Genomic DNA, 15,719 nt, shown 5'->3' with positions numbered 1-15,719 from the left:
CAGGGCCGAGAAGCGATCCAACCTGCGTGCCAGCCGCGCCGTCGAAAGACAGCGTCGCCCGGAGAACACGCACGTGACCGCTCCCGGATGCTGTGATGAGCCATCGAAAACACCTCTTGCCTCGCACACCGTCCACCCGTTGCAGCACACTCAACGTTCGGTCGCACGGTAAGTCTTCTCGCCGGCATTCACTGCCACGTCCAACCGGTTTTCAGGCTGCGCGATGGGGCAGACCACATGGGGCGTCAGTGCGCATGGCGGGTTTTCGGCCAGATTGAAATCCAGGACCACCTGACCGTCGCGGGGCGAGGTGGCAAACAGATACCGCGCGCCGCCATAACTCTCCTTGCCGCTGGTGCGGTCGGCGAACAGGAAGAACAGGCCCTGGCCATCTTCCTGCAGCAGCGGCCGCAAGCGGTATTCGTGGCCGTTGCGCGAGAACACGGCTTCTCCCGGCACCTCCACGGTGAGCGGCGTGCCGATCGAGGTCAGCAAGGTGGTCGTGCGCGGCGTTGGATAGGGTTGCCACTGCGCCTGGATGCGCCACTGCGGATCGGTCGGGAAATATTCCAGCCCGTCGAACTGCGTCAGCGCCGGCGCTGCCGGGTCGCGGAAGCGCCAGCCATACAAGGCGCCGGTCTGCACCAGGTAGAACTGTCGGCCCCCCACGTCCAGCCGGTCGCCGCGCTGCCCTGCCCGCTCTGGTTGCAGGCGTACGTCGCCGATGCGCTGCCCGTTGAGCGTCACCGCGGCAGAGCCATCTGCGCGAAAGCGTATGTGTCCTGCAGCATCCAGCGTCAGTTGCCCCAGCTGCGCAGGGCCGGCAGGCAGGACGATATCGCTGAGCGGGTCGCTGCCCACACGGTACTGGCCGGCGCGCACGCGCCCCGAACCGGTATAGCTCAACCACCCATCGGGCGCCCGCAGCTGCCTCAGCCGCTCCGCGCGCGCGCGTTCCAGCGCGACTTCGTACACATCATGCGGCGCCGCATTGCGATGAGCGACCGCAGGCGTATCGCTGACATCGGCGGACGACTCCGCCGAACAGGCAGCCAGCGTCCACACCGCGACGCACAGCGCGCCAATCCGTAACTGCAACCGCATGGCTCACCCAGCACTGCAAGAAACTGCGCTCCGCGCAGCGAACCTGCGTCCCCACAGGTCACCGTTCCTGCCGCCATTGTGCCTGCAATCAGGCGCCGGTCGCGACCGGGCGCGAGGCATCTTGCAGCCAACCACTCCAGGAACCGGCGTAGACGCGTGCACCGGACAACCCGGCCACTTCCAACGCCAGCAACAGATGGCAGGCCGTCACGCCCGATCCGCACATCACCACCGCCTGCTCGGGCCGGTACGCACCCAGCAACGCGGACAACTCGGCGCGCAGTTCGGCAGCTGGTTTGAAGCGACCATCACGCAGGCTCAGTCCCAGCGGGCGACTCACTGCACCGGGCACGTGCCCGGCCACCGGGTCGATCGGCTCGACTTCGCCACGGAAACGCTCGCCTGCCCGTGCGTCCAGCAACCAGCCCGGCGCCTGTTGCAGGCGCTGCGCGATCTGCTCGGCATCCACCACCGCCGTGGCGTCAAAGTGGCCCGGATACGCGGTGCCGCTGCGCAAGGCAGGCGACTCGGTGCTTTCCGCAAAACCGGCCGCACGCCACGCGGCCAAGCCACCGTCCAGCACCGCCACCCGGCGATGGCCCATCAGCCGCAACATCCACCACGCGCGCGCGGCCGCCATGCTGCCATCGCCTGCGTCGTAGACAACCACCAGGCTCTGCGGATCAATGCCCCATTCGCCGAGGCGGCTTGCAAAAGCCTCGCTATGCGGCAACGGATGCCGCCCCTGCGCCGGCCGTGACAGATCTGCAAGGTCGTGGTCCAGATCGGCATAGTGCGCGCCGGGCAGATGCCCCTGCGCGTACGCCTTGCGCGCTGCGTGCGGCTCTGGCGCGGTCGGTGGCGCGGCACGCGCATCCAGCAGACGCAGCTGTGGATGCTGCAACGCGGCCGAAAGCGTGGCGGCATCGACCAGCGTGGTCCAGTTCGGATCTGCACTCATGCAACCTGCTCCAGGCGACGACGAAGATTGAGAAGAATGGCGGCGGTGGCGCCCCAGATACGGTGGGCAGGCCAGTCGTATTCGAGCACGCGTCGCGGGCGTCCGCGGAACTCCAGTTCCACACTGCGCAGATTGTCCGGGTCCATCAGATAGGCCAGCGGCACTTCGAAGACGTCCGCCACTTCATCCGGCTGCGGCACCGCCACGAACGCCGGGTCGATGACCGCCACCACCGGCGTCACCCGAAATCCGCTCACCGTCACAAACGGATCCAGGTACCCCAAGGCATGCACGTGCTGCGCGCCGAGCGCGATTTCTTCGCAACTCTCGCGCAGCGCTGCAGCAGCGGCATCGGCATCGGACGGCTCCATCCGCCCGCCGGGGAAGCTGACCTGCCCGGCGTGATGGCGCAGGCTGTCCGTGCGCCGGGTCAGCAACACCGTCGTGCCCTGTTCGCGCGGCACCAGCCCGCACAGCACCGCCGCTTCGGCAGACGGGTCGCCGTCGGTCAGGTCGATCAGCTCGGCATGGTTCCAACCCGGCCCGGCCGGCGCGGTATCCAGCGGATACAGCGCCCGCCTCAACTGCGCGTATTCGGGCAGCCGCGCTGTCAACGCGCGTGCGGGCAGCACCGTGTGCAGATAGTCCTGGCGTTCGGCGTCGCTCATGCTCATCCAGCGTGCAATTTCATCCAGGCTGCGCAAACAGCCGACGCAGTGCGACTGCGCGTCCAGCGAACATACACCGATACACGGACTGGGCAGAGGGCCTGCCTCGGATCCGACATCGTTGCCACTCATCGCTGGGTCCTGCAGCCGCTGCATCGTTGCATCGTTCTCTTCAGACAATCGCTGGACCAAAACGACAACGCCGGCCTGGTGGCCGGCGTTGTCGCAACAACATCACATGCAATTACTTGACGCTGACCAACTTGATCTCGAACTGCACAGCCACGTTCGGCGGGAACGGGGTACGCGGGTCGGCACCGTAGGCCTTTTCAGGCGGCAGGGTCACTTCCCACTTCGAGCCGGCCGGCATCTGCAGCAGCGTGTCGCGCATGGCCTGCATTTCGACTTCGCTGACCTTGATGGCCGGGATCTGCTGCGCCGGACGTGCCTTCTCGCGGTCGCCGAACGGGAACGGACCGGCCACCTCCAGCTGCACGGTGCTGGCCTGGGTCGGCTTGGCGCCCTTGCCGGCTTCGATCACGCGGTACTGCACGCCGCTCGGCAGCGTCTGCACGCCGGCGGTGCTCTTGTTCTTGGCCAGGAACGCATCGCTCTTGGTCTTGTTGGCTGCAGCGGCCTTGTCGTACTCGGCCTTGGCCTGCTGGGCACGGCCCTGCTCGCGCTTCTGGAACGCCTCAACGGCCGGCTTCAGCTGGTCGGCAGTGATGGCCGGCTGCTTCTTGGCATAGGCGTCCTGCAGACCCTTTACCACCGAGTTGATGTCGAGCTGCTCGCCGCGGCCGGTGAGCTCGGCAAGGTTGTTGCCGTAGTCGTAGCCGAAGTAATAGCTCAACTTGCCCTTCTCGGACGTCGTGTCCTGGGCCAGTGCATTGCCCGTCAGGGCCAGGGCCGCCACAGCGACCGCGATAGAACGCAACTTCATCAAACAATTCTCCAGGGTGGTGGCACAGGACGGGTCTGCCGCCTGAGATGACGCGCTAGGATAGCGGCCGCGATACCGAACCGCTACTTATCGCGAAAGCTAGGACCAGCAAGGGTTTTGGAAGTTCCGTGTTTACTATTTTTTTACGTTCGCAAGGGTTCACATGTCCAATCACGTCATTCTGATCGCCGATCACGCCAGCGTCCGGACGATTACGGTCAATCGGCCGGACAAACTGAACGCATTGAACCGGCAAACCATGCAGGCCCTGGATCAGGCGTTCCAGGACGCAGCCAATGCGGACGATGTACGCGCCGTGATTCTCACCGGCGCCGGCCCCAAGGCCTTCGTGGCGGGTGCCGATATCGCGGAAATGAGTGACCTGTCGGCAATCCAGGGGCGCGAATTCTCGTTGCTGGGCCAGCAACTGATGCGCCGGATCGAGCGCATGCCCAAGCCGGTGGTCGCGATGATCAATGGCTTTGCGCTGGGCGGCGGCCTGGAGCTGGCAATGGCGTGCCACCTGCGCATCGCCGCAGCAACAGCGCGCCTGGGGCAACCGGAAATCAATCTCGGCCTGATCCCCGGCTTTGGCGGCACGCAGCGCCTGCTGCGCCTCACCGGCCGCGCCGCAGCGCTGGAACTGTGCCTGCTCGGCCTGCCGATCGACGCGGCCCGCGCACTGCAATTGGGCCTGGTCAATCGCGTGGTCGAAGCGGATGCCCTGCACGAAGAAACGCTGGCGCTTGCGCAACGCCTGGCAACTGCAGCGCCGCTGGCACTGCGCGGCATTCTGGATGCGGTGGTGTTCGGCGGCGAATGCGCCATCGAGGAAGGCCTGCAGCTGGAAACCGCGCAATTTGCGTTGTTGTTCGCCACTGACGACATGCGCGAAGGCACTCGCGCATTCCTCGATAAACGCCCCGCCCAGTTCCACAACCGCTGATATCGCCATGACGCTCGAGCTCATTCCGGCATCGCGTCCGTTGCCGCTGCGGTTGTTCGATTGTGTGCAGGCCGACGACCTGGATCGTGCGCTGGCACTCGGCTTGATGGCCTATCTGCCCGACCCGCAGCACGATACGCTGGACGCCGACTGCCCGCAGGTCTGCGCCACGTTGCTCAGCGCGCAACGCCGTCTACAAGACGCCTGGGCCGCGCGCGAACGCTACCGCGCGCGCTCGGCGCGCCTGCAACGGCGCGCCACCGAACGCGATGCGCGCAGGGCGCCCGCCCCGGCACCCAGCCAACCGGCAACGCCCGCACTGCCGCCGCTGGCCGCTGCCATCCTGGCGCGCGCGAAGGCGAAAGCCGCTGGCGGAGCGCAGCCATGAACACACCCCAGGCAATGGTACCGGCGCGTCGTGGCAGCAGCATGCGCAAGCCCGAGATACAGGAGATGTTCGAGCGCCTGCGCGAACTCAATCCGCACCCCACCACCGAGCTGGAATACACCACCCCATTCGAGTTATTGATCGCGGTGCTGCTGTCGGCGCAAGCCACCGATGTCGGCGTCAACAAGGCGACCCGCAAGCTCTATCCGGTGGCCAACACCCCGCGCGACATTCTCGATCTCGGCGAAGAAGGCCTGAAGCGGTACATCTCCACCATCGGCTTGTTCAACGCCAAGGCCAAGAACGTCATCGCCACCTGCCGCATCCTGCTGGAGCGCTATGGCGGCGACGTGCCGCATGATCGCGCCGCGCTGGAAGCGCTGCCCGGCGTGGGCCGCAAGACCGCAAATGTGGTGCTCAACACCGCCTTCGGCGAACCCGCCATGGCCGTGGACACGCATATCTTTCGCGTTTCCAACCGCACCGGCCTTGCACCAGGCAAGGACGTGCGCGCGGTCGAAGACAAGTTGGTCAAGGTGATCCCGGCCGAGTTTCTACACGATGCACATCACTGGCTGATCCTGCACGGACGCTACGTCTGCAAGGCACGCAAGCCGGATTGTCCGGGCTGCGTGATCCACGATCTATGCCGCTACCGCGACAAGACGCCACCGGCGCCTGAGCGGCAAACAAAAACCAAGAATTGAGGCAGCAGTGGCGCCGGAGCAACGGCGCAACCGCGCAACCTGATCCCACTCAGCAAACCACAAGGTCGCAGGCTTTCACGAATCCCGACTCCCGAATCCCCACTCCCCCCAAAAAAAAATCGTGACCGGATGATGCGTCTTTTGGCGCCATGCATCACCCGATCACGATGGGGGTCACCCGGCGCGAACGCCGGGCGTTTACAACACTTTACGCAGCTTTCGCTTGCTCGACGCGCTGTTCCACCAGCACGCCATCCACTGTGGGCTGGCCTTCGACACGTCGATCCAGCTCCTTCCAGTCCACCACCAGTTCGCAGCCGCGTGAGGCCGCATTGCGGCTCCAGTCGCGCAACAACTCGATGCAGGCATGATCGACGTGGTGCAGCTTGGCCACATCCAGATGCAGCGCAGTGTTCGGCGGCACGCTTTCCAGCGTACGTGCCATGGCCGGCACCTTCAGGAAGGTGGCCGAACCCTGGAGGGTCAGATGCATTTCGTCCTTCTTGTCGGCGTGCTCGCGCACCTCGACCTTCAGACGCGACGAATGCAGTGCCAGACGGAACAGCGACAGACCGAAGCCGATCAGCACGCCGGTCAGCAGGTCGGTGGCCACGATCGCGAAGGTGGTCGCCAGGTAGATCGCGGCCGTTCCGCGGCCATAGGTCGCCAGTTCCTTGACCTGCCCGATCTTGATCATCTTCACGCCGGTATAGACCAGGATGCCGGCCAGACAGGCCACCGGCGTCATCCGCAGCAGCCACGGCAACAGCATGGCGAACACCAGCAGCCAGCTGCCATGCAGGATGGTCGATGCACGCGTTGCCGCACCGGCCTGCACGTTGGCCGCGCTGCGCACGATCACCCCGGTCATCGGCAATGCCCCCAGGAAGCCGCAGAGCATATTGCCCACGCCCTGCGCCGCCAGCTCACGGTCGTACTGCGTCCGCGCCCCCTGATGCATGCGGTCCACCGCCGCCGCCGACAGCAAGGTCTCGGCGCTGGCGATGAAGGCGAAGGTCACTGCCGAGACCAGCAAGGTGTGGTTGAACACGCCGAAGATGTCGGAAATGCTGGGGATGCTGATCGCAGAGAACAGATTGGTCGGGACATCGACCTTGTTGACGTTCAAGCCCTGCAACTGCACGGTCGCGGTGACAACCACCACCGCGATCAATGCACCCGGCAAAAACCGCAGGCGCTGAGGGCGCAGTTTGTCCCAGGCCAGGATGATACCGATCGTCGCCAGACCCACGAACAGCGCATTACGGCCGGTCCCCTCGCTGATGGCCTGCCACAACACGCCAGGCAATGCAGCGAAGTTTTCCAGACCGCGGGCCTTGGGCGCGGCATCCATCAAGACGTGCGCCTGCGAGGCCACGATCAGGATGCCGATGCCCGACAACATGCCGGCCACCACGGCCGGCGATGTCATCCGGAACCAGACGCCTGCGCGGCACAGACCGGCAATCAGCTGAATTGCGCCGGCCACCAAGATCACCGGCCCGAGCGCAACAGCGCCGTGCTCCCGCACCAGTTCGAACACCAACACAGCCAGGCCGGCGGCCGGCCCGCTCACCTGCAGCGGAGAACCCGCCAGAAAGCCGACGACCAGACCACCCACGATGCCGGTGATCAGGCCCGCGGCGGGCGGCATGCCGGATGCGATCGCGATACCCATGCACAGCGGCAGCGCGACAAGGAAGACCACCACGGACGCCAATAAATCACGCCCAAACAGTCCCTGGCGGAAATATCCGCCGATACCTGATGTGTTCATGGCAGGCTCCGTCAGGCGAGTTCAGCGCGCACGACTTGTTGCAGTCGCGGGCGTGGAGTGGCTTCGGGGGTGCTTTCGGCCAGCAGTGGCCGGAAGCCACCCTTCTCGGCATCGAAGGCGCGGATCTCCCCGTGCGCGATATCGTAGATCCAGCCGTGGATGCGCAACGTGCCCGCCGCCAGGCGCGCTGCCACCACCGGCTGCGTGCGCAGGTGGTCCAACTGCGAGACCACGTTCTCTTCGGTCATGCAGCTCAGCGCTTCATGGCTCTGCGGATCGTGCCCGTGATGCGCGGTGACATGGCGCGCCGCATCGGTGTGCTTGAGCCACGCTGCCACGGAGGGCACGTCTTCCAGCGACTCCGGCTTGAGCACGGCCTTCATCGCGCCGCAGTCGGTGTGCCCGCAGATCACGATGTGGCGCACGCCCAGCACTGCGATGGCGTATTCGATCGCTGCCACCACGCCACTGACATGTTGCGAGTACGGCGGCACCACATTGCCGATATTGCGATAGACGAACAATTCGCCTGGCTGTGCGGAGAAGATCAGCTCCGGCATGACGCGCGAGTCTGCGCAGGTGATGAACAGCGTGTGCGGGCTCTGGCCGCCTGCCAGTTCCTGAAAGCGCGCACTCTGACGCGGATAGACTTCTTTACGGAAATGGCGAAAACCTTCTAGCAAACTTTCCATGGGAGATTCCTCTAGGCAACGAATAGCCATCCGCGGCGCAAACCGCGAATTGCAAGACAAACAAATCAATTGGGAATCCGGCGCGGAATGCACCGGGTGCAGCGACAGCGGGGATCAGCCAAGCAGTGCGTTTGGAGGGCGCAGCTGTGGGATCAGGTCGCGTTTTTGATTTGCCGGCGCGTGATGCGCGTGCCAAGAGGGGGAATACCGCGCCAGCATCGGCCATGCTTGGGAGAGCAAGGGGATATCGTCTGCAGGCTGTGTGTCGACTTGGCTCTGTGTATCGCCGTCGTCCTGCGGATCTTCTGCTGCATCGCGTTCTTCGCCAGCATCCACCATTACCGCCAGGCCGTCGCCCACGAACGCATGATGCATGCGCGCGTGCGCATTGGCTGCCGACCACGCGGAAAGCGCGAGCAGGCAGACCAACAGCATTTGGAGGAATCGAGGAAACATGGCCTCGAAGCTAACAATTTTGACGCCGCGTATGCAAGTGGTGCGCCGCACAAACTGACGCATGTGTTCAGGCTGACATAGCGCCAGTTCAGCCCGTCAGCGCCACAGCTGGGAAATTCAAGGCGTTGAGGTTGGCACCGAGTACTGTCATAAAACAGCGCCGTTCAGTTTTTTGACACACACTGACATAGTTGAAACGCACGTAAACTCTTGTCTTTATTGGCAAAAATGACGTATTACGTTTCTGTTGTTTTGTCACATTAACGCAACCTTCACACCCTAGCCTGCGCCCACTTTCTCAGGTCGCAAGGCATCTATGAAACTCGCTCCCACCCTGCTTGGTTCCGCGCTGCTGCTGGCACTGGCCGCCCCTGCAGCACACGCCGAGATCGCCATCGATGTAATCGGTGGTTCGGAAATCTCGCTGGAAGGCCTGGTCCAGGCCGACGGCAACTGGTTCCACAACGATGTGCAGGACCTCAATGGCCCGATCGGTGCCAATGGCGACAATTCCGAATTCAGCATCCGGCGCGCCGAGCTGGTCCTCAAGGGCAAGGGCCCGGGCAACTTCGAATGGGTCGCCGGCTATGACCCGAGCGTGCTGAAGGAGGTCACCATCCGTGGCACCACCATTCGCAGCACGGGCCGCTTCCTGGATAACAACATCAAGTACAAGTTCGGCGGCAACGCGAACAATTACCTGCAGATCGGCCAGTTCAAGCAGCCCAACAGCCTGGAAGAACTGTCCAGCACCAAGAACAACGACTTCGTCTCCAAGGCGTCGGTGACCAACACCTATGGCATCTCGCGCCGGTTGGGCGTGGCCTATGGCATGGGCGACAACAATTGGAGCGTGACCGCCAGTGCATTCGGCCGCGAGCTGACCCGTAACCAGGCGCACGGCAACGGCTATGGCGCGCGCGGCACCTGGGCGCCGATCAACGAGACTGGCAACGTGCTGCACTTCGGCCTGAGCTACCTGGCCTACGACACCGACGACGACACCTTGCGCCTGCGCGCACGCCCCGACGCCGACCTGACCACCGTTCGCCTGATCGACAGCGGCGCCATCACCAATGTGGACAACGTTGGCGTGGCCGGTGCCGAGGCGATGTGGATCACCGGGCCGTTCAAGCTGCAGAGCGAGTACTTCCAGGAAAACGCCAACCGCATCGGTGCCAATGCGCACGACTATAAGAGCGACGGCTGGTACGTGAGCGGCGTCTGGAACCTCACCGGCGAAACCTGGGGCTACAAGGCTGGCGTGCCGACCACCCCGCTGCCCAACGAGCCGGCATCGGGCATGTGGCAGCTGGCGGTGCGCTACGACACCCTGGACCTCAACGATGGCCACCTGGTCGCCAACGGCAACACACCGTTCGTCGATGGCGTGCTGGGCGGCAAGATGAACATCTGGACGGTCGGCGCCAATTGGTACTGGCGCTCGAACTTCAAGTTCGCCCTCGACTACGCCAAGGTCGACAGCACCCGCTACAACAGCACCACGCGCGGCCTGGTCGACGATAACCCGTCGATCATCGAAGCACGCGCGCAGTTCTACTGGTAAGTGCGTCGCTGCCGCGTGCGATCGGTCGAGCGCACGCGGTGGCAGCGCCGCCACTTCCTGCCGGCCTGAACATTCGACGGCGCAACGCCGTCATCGCCCTGTCATCTCCCAGACACCGCATAGTCATGCCATTGCCCTGCAATGGCACCACGGCGGGACGTCCTCATCCCTTCGCTACAGGAGCTGTTCCGTGATCCACTCCTTCAAGACCCGTCTGGCCGTCGGCGTACTCGCCGCCTCGCTGGCACTGTGTGCCCAGGCTGCCGATGTCACCGGTGCCGGTGCGTCGTTCATCTACCCGGTGATGTCCAAGTGGTCGGCCGACTACAACGCCGCCACCAAGAAGCAGGTCAACTACCAATCGATCGGTTCGGGCGGCGGCATTGCCCAGATCAAGGCGGCCAGCGTGGACTTCGGCTCGTCCGATGCCCCGCTCAAGCCGGAAGAATTGGCCGCTGCCGGCCTGGCGCAGTTTCCCTCGGTGATCGGCGGCGTGGTGCCGGTGGTCAACGTTCCGGGCGTCGCCGCCGGTACGCTCAAGCTGGACGGCAAGACCCTGGGCGACATCTTCCTGGGCAAGGTCAGCACCTGGAACGACCCGGCCATCGCCGCGCTCAACCCGGGCATGAAACTGCCGGAAGGCAAGATCACCGTGGTGCACCGCTCCGACGGTTCGGGCACCAGCTTCAACTTCACCAACTACCTGTCCAAGGTCAACCCGGACTGGAAGAGCAAGGTTGGCGAAGGGACTGCCGTGCAGTGGCCGACCGGCATCGGCGGCAAGGGCAACGAGGGCGTGGCCGCCTACGTGAAGCAGATCAAGGGCGGCATCGGCTATGTCGAGTTGTCGTACGCGCTGCAGAACAAAATGGCCTACACCGCAATGAAGAACGCGGCCGGCAAGTTCGTGCAACCGTCGGATGAAACCTTCGCCGCCGCGGCCAACAGTGCCGACTGGGGCACGGCCAAGGACTTCTATCTGGTGATGACCAACGCCGCTGGCGATAACGCCTGGCCGATCACGGCGACCAATTTCATTCTGGTGCAGAAAAAGCCGAAGAACCCGGCTGGCCTGAAGAACACGCTGGACTTCTTCCGCTGGGTCTACACCAAGGGCGATGCGCAGGCCAAGCAGTTGGACTACGTGCCGCTGCCGGACACGCTGGTCACCCAGATCGAGGCGTATTGGGCCAAGAATCTGCCGCACTAAGGACGGCGCAGCCTCTGGTGCAGCGCCAAGGTGGGCAAGCCATGCCTTGAACGGCATGGGCGGTTGTCTGGTCCATGCCGGCGACCTGCAGGGCCGCCTGAAATGGCAACTAGGTGCCCCGCACCGAGGCTCGGCAGCCAGCACGAAAACGCGTAAAGGAACGACGCCGTCTCTCTCCCCGGCGTCGGCCCCGGGACGCGGATCCCGGAGGGTGCCACGCCCTCCGCGGTCCGCGTCCTTTTTTTGTGATGCGTTGGCCAGAAGGCACTGTCATGCAGGTGTAACAAAAACATCATTTCATAGTGTGGTCTGCCGGAGACACCGGCCAATCCAGCCTCGGAGCTTCCATGAAATTGCAGTCGGCCAGCCTGACCGCCCTGTCCCTCACCATCGCCCTCGCCCTGGCCGCGTGCTCGCCCGGCAAGGACGCGCAGTCCGCAGACGCCGCAAAGGGCGCGCCGACCGCAGGCGCCACCGCCAGCGACAGCAAGGGCGCTGAAATTTCCGGCGCCGGTGCGTCCTTCATCTATCCGCTGGTGTCCAAGTGGTCGGCCGACTACAACGCCGCCACCGGCAACAAGGTCAACTACCAGTCGATCGGCTCCGGCGGCGGCATTGCGCAGATCAAGGCCGGCACCGTGGATTTCGGCTCGACCGACAAACCGCTGGACAGCACGGAACTGCAACAGGCTGGCCTGGGCCAGTTCCCGTCCGCCATCGGCGGCGTGGTGCCGGTGGTGAATCTGGAAGGCATCGCGCCGGGCAAGCTGCGCCTGACCGGCGCCCTGCTGGGCGATATCTTCCTGGGCAAGGTCACCATGTGGAACGACGCGGCCATTGTGGCGGCCAACCCGGGCGTGACCCTGCCGGCCACCAAGATCAACCTGGTGCATCGCTCGGATGGTTCGGGCACCACCTTCAACTTCTCCAACTACCTGTCCAAGGTCAGCCCGGAGTGGAAGAGCAAGGTCGGCGAAGGCACCTCGGTGCAGTGGCCGGGCGGCGTGGGTGGCAAGGGCAACGAAGGCGTTGCCTCGTATGTGCAGCAGATCAAGGGCTCGATCGGTTACGTCGAGCTGGCCTACGCCCTGCAGAACAAGATGCCGTACACCTCGCTGCAGAACGCGGCCGGCCAGTGGGTCGAGCCGAACGCGGAAAGCTTTGCTGCCGCCGCTGCCAGCGCCGACTGGGCCAACGCCCGTGACTTCAACCTGGTGATCACCAATGCGCCGGGCGAGAAGGCGTGGCCGATCACCGCGACCAACTTCATGTTGATGCACAAGCAATCCAAGGACGCCGCGCGCAGCAAGGCGACGCTGGACTTCTTCAAGTGGGCGCTGGAAAACGGCCAGGCCCAGGCCAGCGAATTGCACTACGTGCCGCTGCCGCCGGAGCTGGTGAAGCAGATCGAAGCCTATTGGGGCAGCGAGTTCAAGTAATGCCCTGCACCCGCCCATGCGGCGGGCTGCGCTGCGGCGAGGTACCTGAAGGTGCCTCGCCGTTCCTGCTGTCTCACGCTCCCGCCATTGCGCGGGTGACGAGTCCAATCGAATGAATGCCACCGCCATTCCCGAAGCGATGACCGCGCCACGCGGCCGCGACCTGCGCGACGCACGTGCCGATCGCCTGTTCAAGCTTGCGCTGGCCGCTACGGTCGTTTTCGTCCTGTTGGCGCTCGGCAGCGCGGCACTGTCGATGCTGTGGGGCGGACGCCATGCCTTGCAGATGCAGGGCCTGAGTTTCTTCTACTCGGCCGACTGGAATCCGGTCGAAAACAAATACGGTGCGCTGGCACCGATCTACGGCACCCTGGTCACCGCGGTGATCGCGATGCTGATTGCGGTGCCGGTGAGTTTCGGTATCGCGTTCTTTCTGACCGAAGTGGCACCGCGCTGGCTGCGTGGCCCGGTGGGCACTGCCATCGAACTGCTGGCCGGCATCCCCTCGATCATCTACGGCATGTGGGGCCTGTTCGTGCTGGTGCCGGTGATGACCGAACATGTCACACCATGGCTCAACGATCATCTCGGCACGCTGCCGCTGATCGGCCCGTTGTTCCAGGGCCCGCCGTTGGGCATCGGCCTGCTGACTGCCGGCTTCGTGCTGGCGATCATGGTGATTCCCTTCATCTCCTCGGTCATGCGCGAAGTGTTTTTGACCGTGCCCACGCGCTTGAAGGAATCGGCATACGCACTGGGCTCGACCAAGTGGGAAGTGAGCTGGGACATCGTGCTGCCCTACACCCGCTCGGCGGTGATCGGCGGCGTGTTCCTGGGTCTGGGGCGTGCGCTGGGCGAAACCATGGCGGTGGCCTTCGTGGTCGGTAACACGGTGCGCCTGTCGCCGTCGCTGCTGGAGCCTGGCACCACCATCGCGGCGTTGATCGCCAACGATTTCGGCGAAGCCACTGAGACCTACCGGTCAGCATTGCTGCTGCTGGGCTTTGTGTTGTTCATCGTGACCTTTATCGTGCTGGCCATCGCACGCTTCATGCTGATGCAGCTGTCGCGTCGGGAGGGCAACTGATGTCCGCCGCTTCGGTGTCGCAATCGCTGTACAACCGCCGCCGGGTCGTCAACGCCATTGCGTTGCTGCTCTCCTGCGTCACTGCGTTGTTTGGTTTGTTCTTCCTGGCCTGGATCCTGTGGACGCTGGTGTCCAAGGGAGTCCCGGGCATCGACCTCAACCTGTTTACCAAGATGACGCCGCCGCCGATGCAGGAAGGCGGCCTGCTCAACGCCTTCTTCGGCAGTGCGGTGATGTGCGGGCTGGCGCTGGCCATCGGCACGCCGCTGGGCATCGCCGCAGGCACCTGGCTCGCGGAGTACGGCAATGCGCGCAAGGCCGGCGTGGTGGTGCGCTTCGTCAACGACATCCTGTTGTCGGCGCCCTCGATCGTGCTGGGCCTGTTCGTCTACACCTTGTACGTGATGCAGACCGGTGGGCGCTTTTCGGCATTCGCCGGCGCACTGTCGCTGGCCTTCATCGTGCTGCCGGTAGTGGTGCGTACCACCGACGAAATGCTGCGATTGGTGCCGGCGCAGATGCGTGAAGCCGCATTGTCGTTGGGCATTCCGCAGTGGAAAGTCACCGTGCAGGTGCTGTACCGCAGCGCCTCGGCAGGCATCGTCACCGGCGTGCTGCTGGCACTGGCGCGCATCAGCGGCGAAACCGCACCGCTGCTGTTCACCGCATTCGGCAACCAGTACTGGAACAGCAACATCTTCCAGCCGATGGCCAGCGTGCCGGTGATCATGAATCAATTCGCCGGCAGCCCGTACGACACCTGGCAAACGCTGGCCTGGGCCGGCGCGCTGGTACTGACCGTGTTCGTGTTGCTGGTGAGCCTGGGTGCGCGTGCCCTGCTCTTGCGCAACAAGATTTCCAATGACTGACCTTTCCCTCCGGACACCCGACATGAACGATCTCCAAAACGCCAAGCCGATGCATCGCATCGCTGTTCCGGCCGCCACGGGGGCGCCGACGGCGCAGGCGCCGGTGAAGGTGGCCGCACGCAATCTGGATTTCTATTACGACAAGTACCACGCGCTCAAGAGCATCAACATCGAGATTCCCGAAAAGCGCGTCACCGCGTTGATCGGTCCCTCCGGCTGCGGCAAGTCGACCTTGCTGCGCATCTTCAACCGCATCTATGCGCTGTATCCGAAGATGGAAGCGCGCGGCGAGGTGTTGCTGGACAACGAAAACATCCTGTCGCCGAAGTACCCGATGAACCGCCTGCGCAGCAAGGTGGGCATGGTGTTCCAGAAGCCGGTGCCGTTTCCGATGACCATCTTCGAAAACGTGGCCTACGGCATCCGCCACCACGAAAAGCTGTCCAAGGCCGACATGCAGAACCGCGTCGAGCAGGCCTTGCGCCAGGGCGCGCTGTGGGACGAGGTGAAGGACAAGCTGGGGCAGAGCGCACTGGGGCTTTCCGGTGGCCAGCAGCAGCGCCTGTGCATCGCACGTGCGGTGGCGCTGCGCCCGGATGTGCTGTTGCTGGACGAACCGACGTCCGCGCTGGACCCGATTTCCACCAGCCGCATCGAACAGTTGGTGGAAGAGCTCAAGCGCGACTACACCATCGTGATCGTCACCCACAACATGCAGCAGGCCGCGCGCGTGTCCGACTATACCGCCTTCATGTACCTGGGCGACCTGATCGAGCATGACCGCACCGAAACCATTTTTTCGCAGCCATCCAAGCAACAGACCGAGGACTACATCACCGGCCGCTTCGGTTGATGTAAGGCGCGCCAGCGCAACGCCGCATTGACGCAGTTCCGCCGCACCGCCC

General features: G+C 64.2%; 16 protein-coding genes. 9 read left to right on the top strand and 7 right to left on the bottom strand.

Translation table 11 applies throughout. The annotated features are described in order from the left end of the window. Window positions 1–150 precede the first annotated feature (150 nt). The 4 genes from ACCQ16_RS07785 to ACCQ16_RS07770 all read right to left on the bottom strand — a co-directional run bounded on the left by ACCQ16_RS07785 (window position 151) and on the right by ACCQ16_RS07770 (window position 3,676). On the bottom strand, window positions 151–1,104 hold the full coding sequence (locus ACCQ16_RS07785) for a DUF1684 domain-containing protein (RefSeq protein ID WP_277572898.1): 954 nt from the start codon (window positions 1,102–1,104) through the stop codon (window positions 151–153). Window positions 1,105–1,192: 88 nt separating this feature from the next. Beyond that, complete coding sequence (locus tag ACCQ16_RS07780) at window positions 1,193–2,065, bottom strand: sulfurtransferase (protein ID WP_372380245.1); 873 nt, start codon at window positions 2,063–2,065, stop codon at window positions 1,193–1,195. Beyond that, window positions 2,062–2,865: a CoA pyrophosphatase gene (locus ACCQ16_RS07775; protein WP_014089834.1), complete on the bottom strand. Its 804-nt coding sequence runs from the start codon at window positions 2,863–2,865 to the stop codon at window positions 2,062–2,064. The genes ACCQ16_RS07780 and ACCQ16_RS07775 overlap by 4 nt, the downstream gene beginning before the upstream one ends. A 112-nt stretch (window positions 2,866–2,977) precedes the next feature. Then, on the bottom strand, window positions 2,978–3,676 hold the full coding sequence (locus ACCQ16_RS07770) for an FKBP-type peptidyl-prolyl cis-trans isomerase (RefSeq protein ID WP_004429231.1): 699 nt from the start codon (window positions 3,674–3,676) through the stop codon (window positions 2,978–2,980). A 163-nt stretch (window positions 3,677–3,839) separates the two neighbouring features. Here ACCQ16_RS07770 and ACCQ16_RS07765 point away from each other — a divergent pair, with 163 nt between their 5' ends. Genes ACCQ16_RS07765 through nth form a run of 3 tightly spaced genes read left to right on the top strand, consistent with a single transcriptional unit; the run spans window position 3,840 to window position 5,717 of the window. Next, window positions 3,840–4,622 (top strand): enoyl-CoA hydratase/isomerase family protein, encoded by a 783-nt coding sequence (locus tag ACCQ16_RS07765; protein ID WP_122273074.1) that lies wholly within the window; start codon window positions 3,840–3,842, stop codon window positions 4,620–4,622. A gap of 7 nt (window positions 4,623–4,629) precedes the next feature. After that, window positions 4,630–5,010: a hypothetical protein gene (locus ACCQ16_RS07760; protein ID WP_014089831.1), complete on the top strand. Its 381-nt coding sequence runs from the start codon at window positions 4,630–4,632 to the stop codon at window positions 5,008–5,010. Then, window positions 5,007–5,717, top strand: coding sequence for an endonuclease III (nth, locus tag ACCQ16_RS07755; protein WP_057681563.1), 711 nt, complete (start codon window positions 5,007–5,009; stop codon window positions 5,715–5,717). Before ACCQ16_RS07760 ends, nth begins: the two co-directional genes overlap by 4 nt. 208 nt (window positions 5,718–5,925) lie before the next feature. On the opposite strand, the gene ACCQ16_RS07750 is transcribed toward nth, so the two are convergent. From ACCQ16_RS07750 to ACCQ16_RS07740, 3 genes are all read right to left on the bottom strand, one after another. After that, window positions 5,926–7,494: a SulP family inorganic anion transporter gene (locus ACCQ16_RS07750; protein WP_008572157.1), complete on the bottom strand. Its 1,569-nt coding sequence runs from the start codon at window positions 7,492–7,494 to the stop codon at window positions 5,926–5,928. A gap of 11 nt (window positions 7,495–7,505) precedes the next feature. Beyond that, window positions 7,506–8,186, bottom strand: coding sequence for a carbonic anhydrase (locus ACCQ16_RS07745; RefSeq protein ID WP_011346996.1), 681 nt, complete (start codon window positions 8,184–8,186; stop codon window positions 7,506–7,508). Between the two features lie 114 nt (window positions 8,187–8,300). After that, the gene (locus ACCQ16_RS07740; protein WP_014089829.1) at window positions 8,301–8,621 is read right to left on the bottom strand and encodes a hypothetical protein; all 321 of its coding nucleotides are present in this window, start codon (window positions 8,619–8,621) and stop codon (window positions 8,301–8,303) included. A 337-nt stretch (window positions 8,622–8,958) separates the two neighbouring features. Between ACCQ16_RS07740 and ACCQ16_RS07735 the strand changes: the two genes are divergently transcribed. The 6 genes from ACCQ16_RS07735 (at window position 8,959) to pstB (ending at window position 15,667) form a co-directional block, all read left to right on the top strand. Then, window positions 8,959–10,209, top strand: a complete 1,251-nt coding sequence (locus ACCQ16_RS07735) for an OprO/OprP family phosphate-selective porin (RefSeq protein ID WP_008572160.1) — start codon at window positions 8,959–8,961, stop codon at window positions 10,207–10,209. Window positions 10,210–10,399: 190 nt separating this feature from the next. Then, window positions 10,400–11,419, top strand: a complete 1,020-nt coding sequence (pstS, locus tag ACCQ16_RS07730; protein ID WP_008572161.1) for a phosphate ABC transporter substrate-binding protein PstS — start codon at window positions 10,400–10,402, stop codon at window positions 11,417–11,419. A 347-nt stretch (window positions 11,420–11,766) separates the two neighbouring features. Then, complete coding sequence (pstS, locus tag ACCQ16_RS07725) at window positions 11,767–12,858, top strand: phosphate ABC transporter substrate-binding protein PstS (protein WP_008572162.1); 1,092 nt, start codon at window positions 11,767–11,769, stop codon at window positions 12,856–12,858. A 112-nt stretch (window positions 12,859–12,970) separates the two neighbouring features. Next, complete coding sequence (gene pstC, locus ACCQ16_RS07720) at window positions 12,971–13,945, top strand: phosphate ABC transporter permease subunit PstC (protein ID WP_003487154.1); 975 nt, start codon at window positions 12,971–12,973, stop codon at window positions 13,943–13,945. Next, window positions 13,945–14,814 (top strand): phosphate ABC transporter permease PstA, encoded by an 870-nt coding sequence (gene pstA, locus ACCQ16_RS07715; RefSeq protein ID WP_008572164.1) that lies wholly within the window; start codon window positions 13,945–13,947, stop codon window positions 14,812–14,814. The genes pstC and pstA overlap by 1 nt, the downstream gene beginning before the upstream one ends. A gap of 22 nt (window positions 14,815–14,836) precedes the next feature. Beyond that, the gene (gene pstB, locus ACCQ16_RS07710) at window positions 14,837–15,667 is read left to right on the top strand and encodes a phosphate ABC transporter ATP-binding protein PstB (protein WP_005913798.1); all 831 of its coding nucleotides are present in this window, start codon (window positions 14,837–14,839) and stop codon (window positions 15,665–15,667) included. The last annotated feature ends 52 nt before the right edge of the window (window positions 15,668–15,719 follow it).

The sequence above is a fragment of the Xanthomonas sp. NCPPB 1062 genome, from assembly GCF_041481705.2.
Taxonomy (GTDB): domain Bacteria; phylum Pseudomonadota; class Gammaproteobacteria; order Xanthomonadales; family Xanthomonadaceae; genus Xanthomonas; species Xanthomonas euvesicatoria.
Note: the sequence above shows the minus strand (reverse complement) of the source record. Positions and strands in the feature narration are given on the sequence as shown.

Excerpts from the sequence above, each read along its gene's own strand:
- ACCQ16_RS07765 (WP_122273074.1), top strand. The coding sequence starts at position 3,840 with ATGTCCAATCACGTCATTCTGATCGCCGATCACGCCAGCGTCCGGACG.
- ACCQ16_RS07770 (WP_004429231.1), bottom strand. The coding sequence starts at position 3,676 with ATGAAGTTGCGTTCTATCGCGGTCGCTGTGGCGGCCCTGGCCCTGACG.
- pstC (WP_003487154.1), top strand. The coding sequence starts at position 12,971 with ATGAATGCCACCGCCATTCCCGAAGCGATGACCGCGCCACGCGGCCGC.
- ACCQ16_RS07735 (WP_008572160.1), top strand. The coding sequence starts at position 8,959 with ATGAAACTCGCTCCCACCCTGCTTGGTTCCGCGCTGCTGCTGGCACTG.
- ACCQ16_RS07785 (WP_277572898.1), bottom strand. The coding sequence starts at position 1,104 with ATGCGGTTGCAGTTACGGATTGGCGCGCTGTGCGTCGCGGTGTGGACG.
- ACCQ16_RS07760 (WP_014089831.1), top strand. The coding sequence starts at position 4,630 with ATGACGCTCGAGCTCATTCCGGCATCGCGTCCGTTGCCGCTGCGGTTG.
- nth (WP_057681563.1), top strand. The coding sequence starts at position 5,007 with ATGAACACACCCCAGGCAATGGTACCGGCGCGTCGTGGCAGCAGCATG.
- ACCQ16_RS07780 (WP_372380245.1), bottom strand. The coding sequence starts at position 2,065 with ATGAGTGCAGATCCGAACTGGACCACGCTGGTCGATGCCGCCACGCTT.
- pstB (WP_005913798.1), top strand. The coding sequence starts at position 14,837 with ATGAACGATCTCCAAAACGCCAAGCCGATGCATCGCATCGCTGTTCCG.
- ACCQ16_RS07775 (WP_014089834.1), bottom strand. The coding sequence starts at position 2,865 with ATGAGTGGCAACGATGTCGGATCCGAGGCAGGCCCTCTGCCCAGTCCG.
- pstA (WP_008572164.1), top strand. The coding sequence starts at position 13,945 with ATGTCCGCCGCTTCGGTGTCGCAATCGCTGTACAACCGCCGCCGGGTC.
- ACCQ16_RS07740 (WP_014089829.1), bottom strand. The coding sequence starts at position 8,621 with ATGCTGTTGGTCTGCCTGCTCGCGCTTTCCGCGTGGTCGGCAGCCAAT.
- ACCQ16_RS07750 (WP_008572157.1), bottom strand. The coding sequence starts at position 7,494 with ATGAACACATCAGGTATCGGCGGATATTTCCGCCAGGGACTGTTTGGG.
- pstS (WP_008572162.1), top strand. The coding sequence starts at position 11,767 with ATGAAATTGCAGTCGGCCAGCCTGACCGCCCTGTCCCTCACCATCGCC.
- ACCQ16_RS07745 (WP_011346996.1), bottom strand. The coding sequence starts at position 8,186 with ATGGAAAGTTTGCTAGAAGGTTTTCGCCATTTCCGTAAAGAAGTCTAT.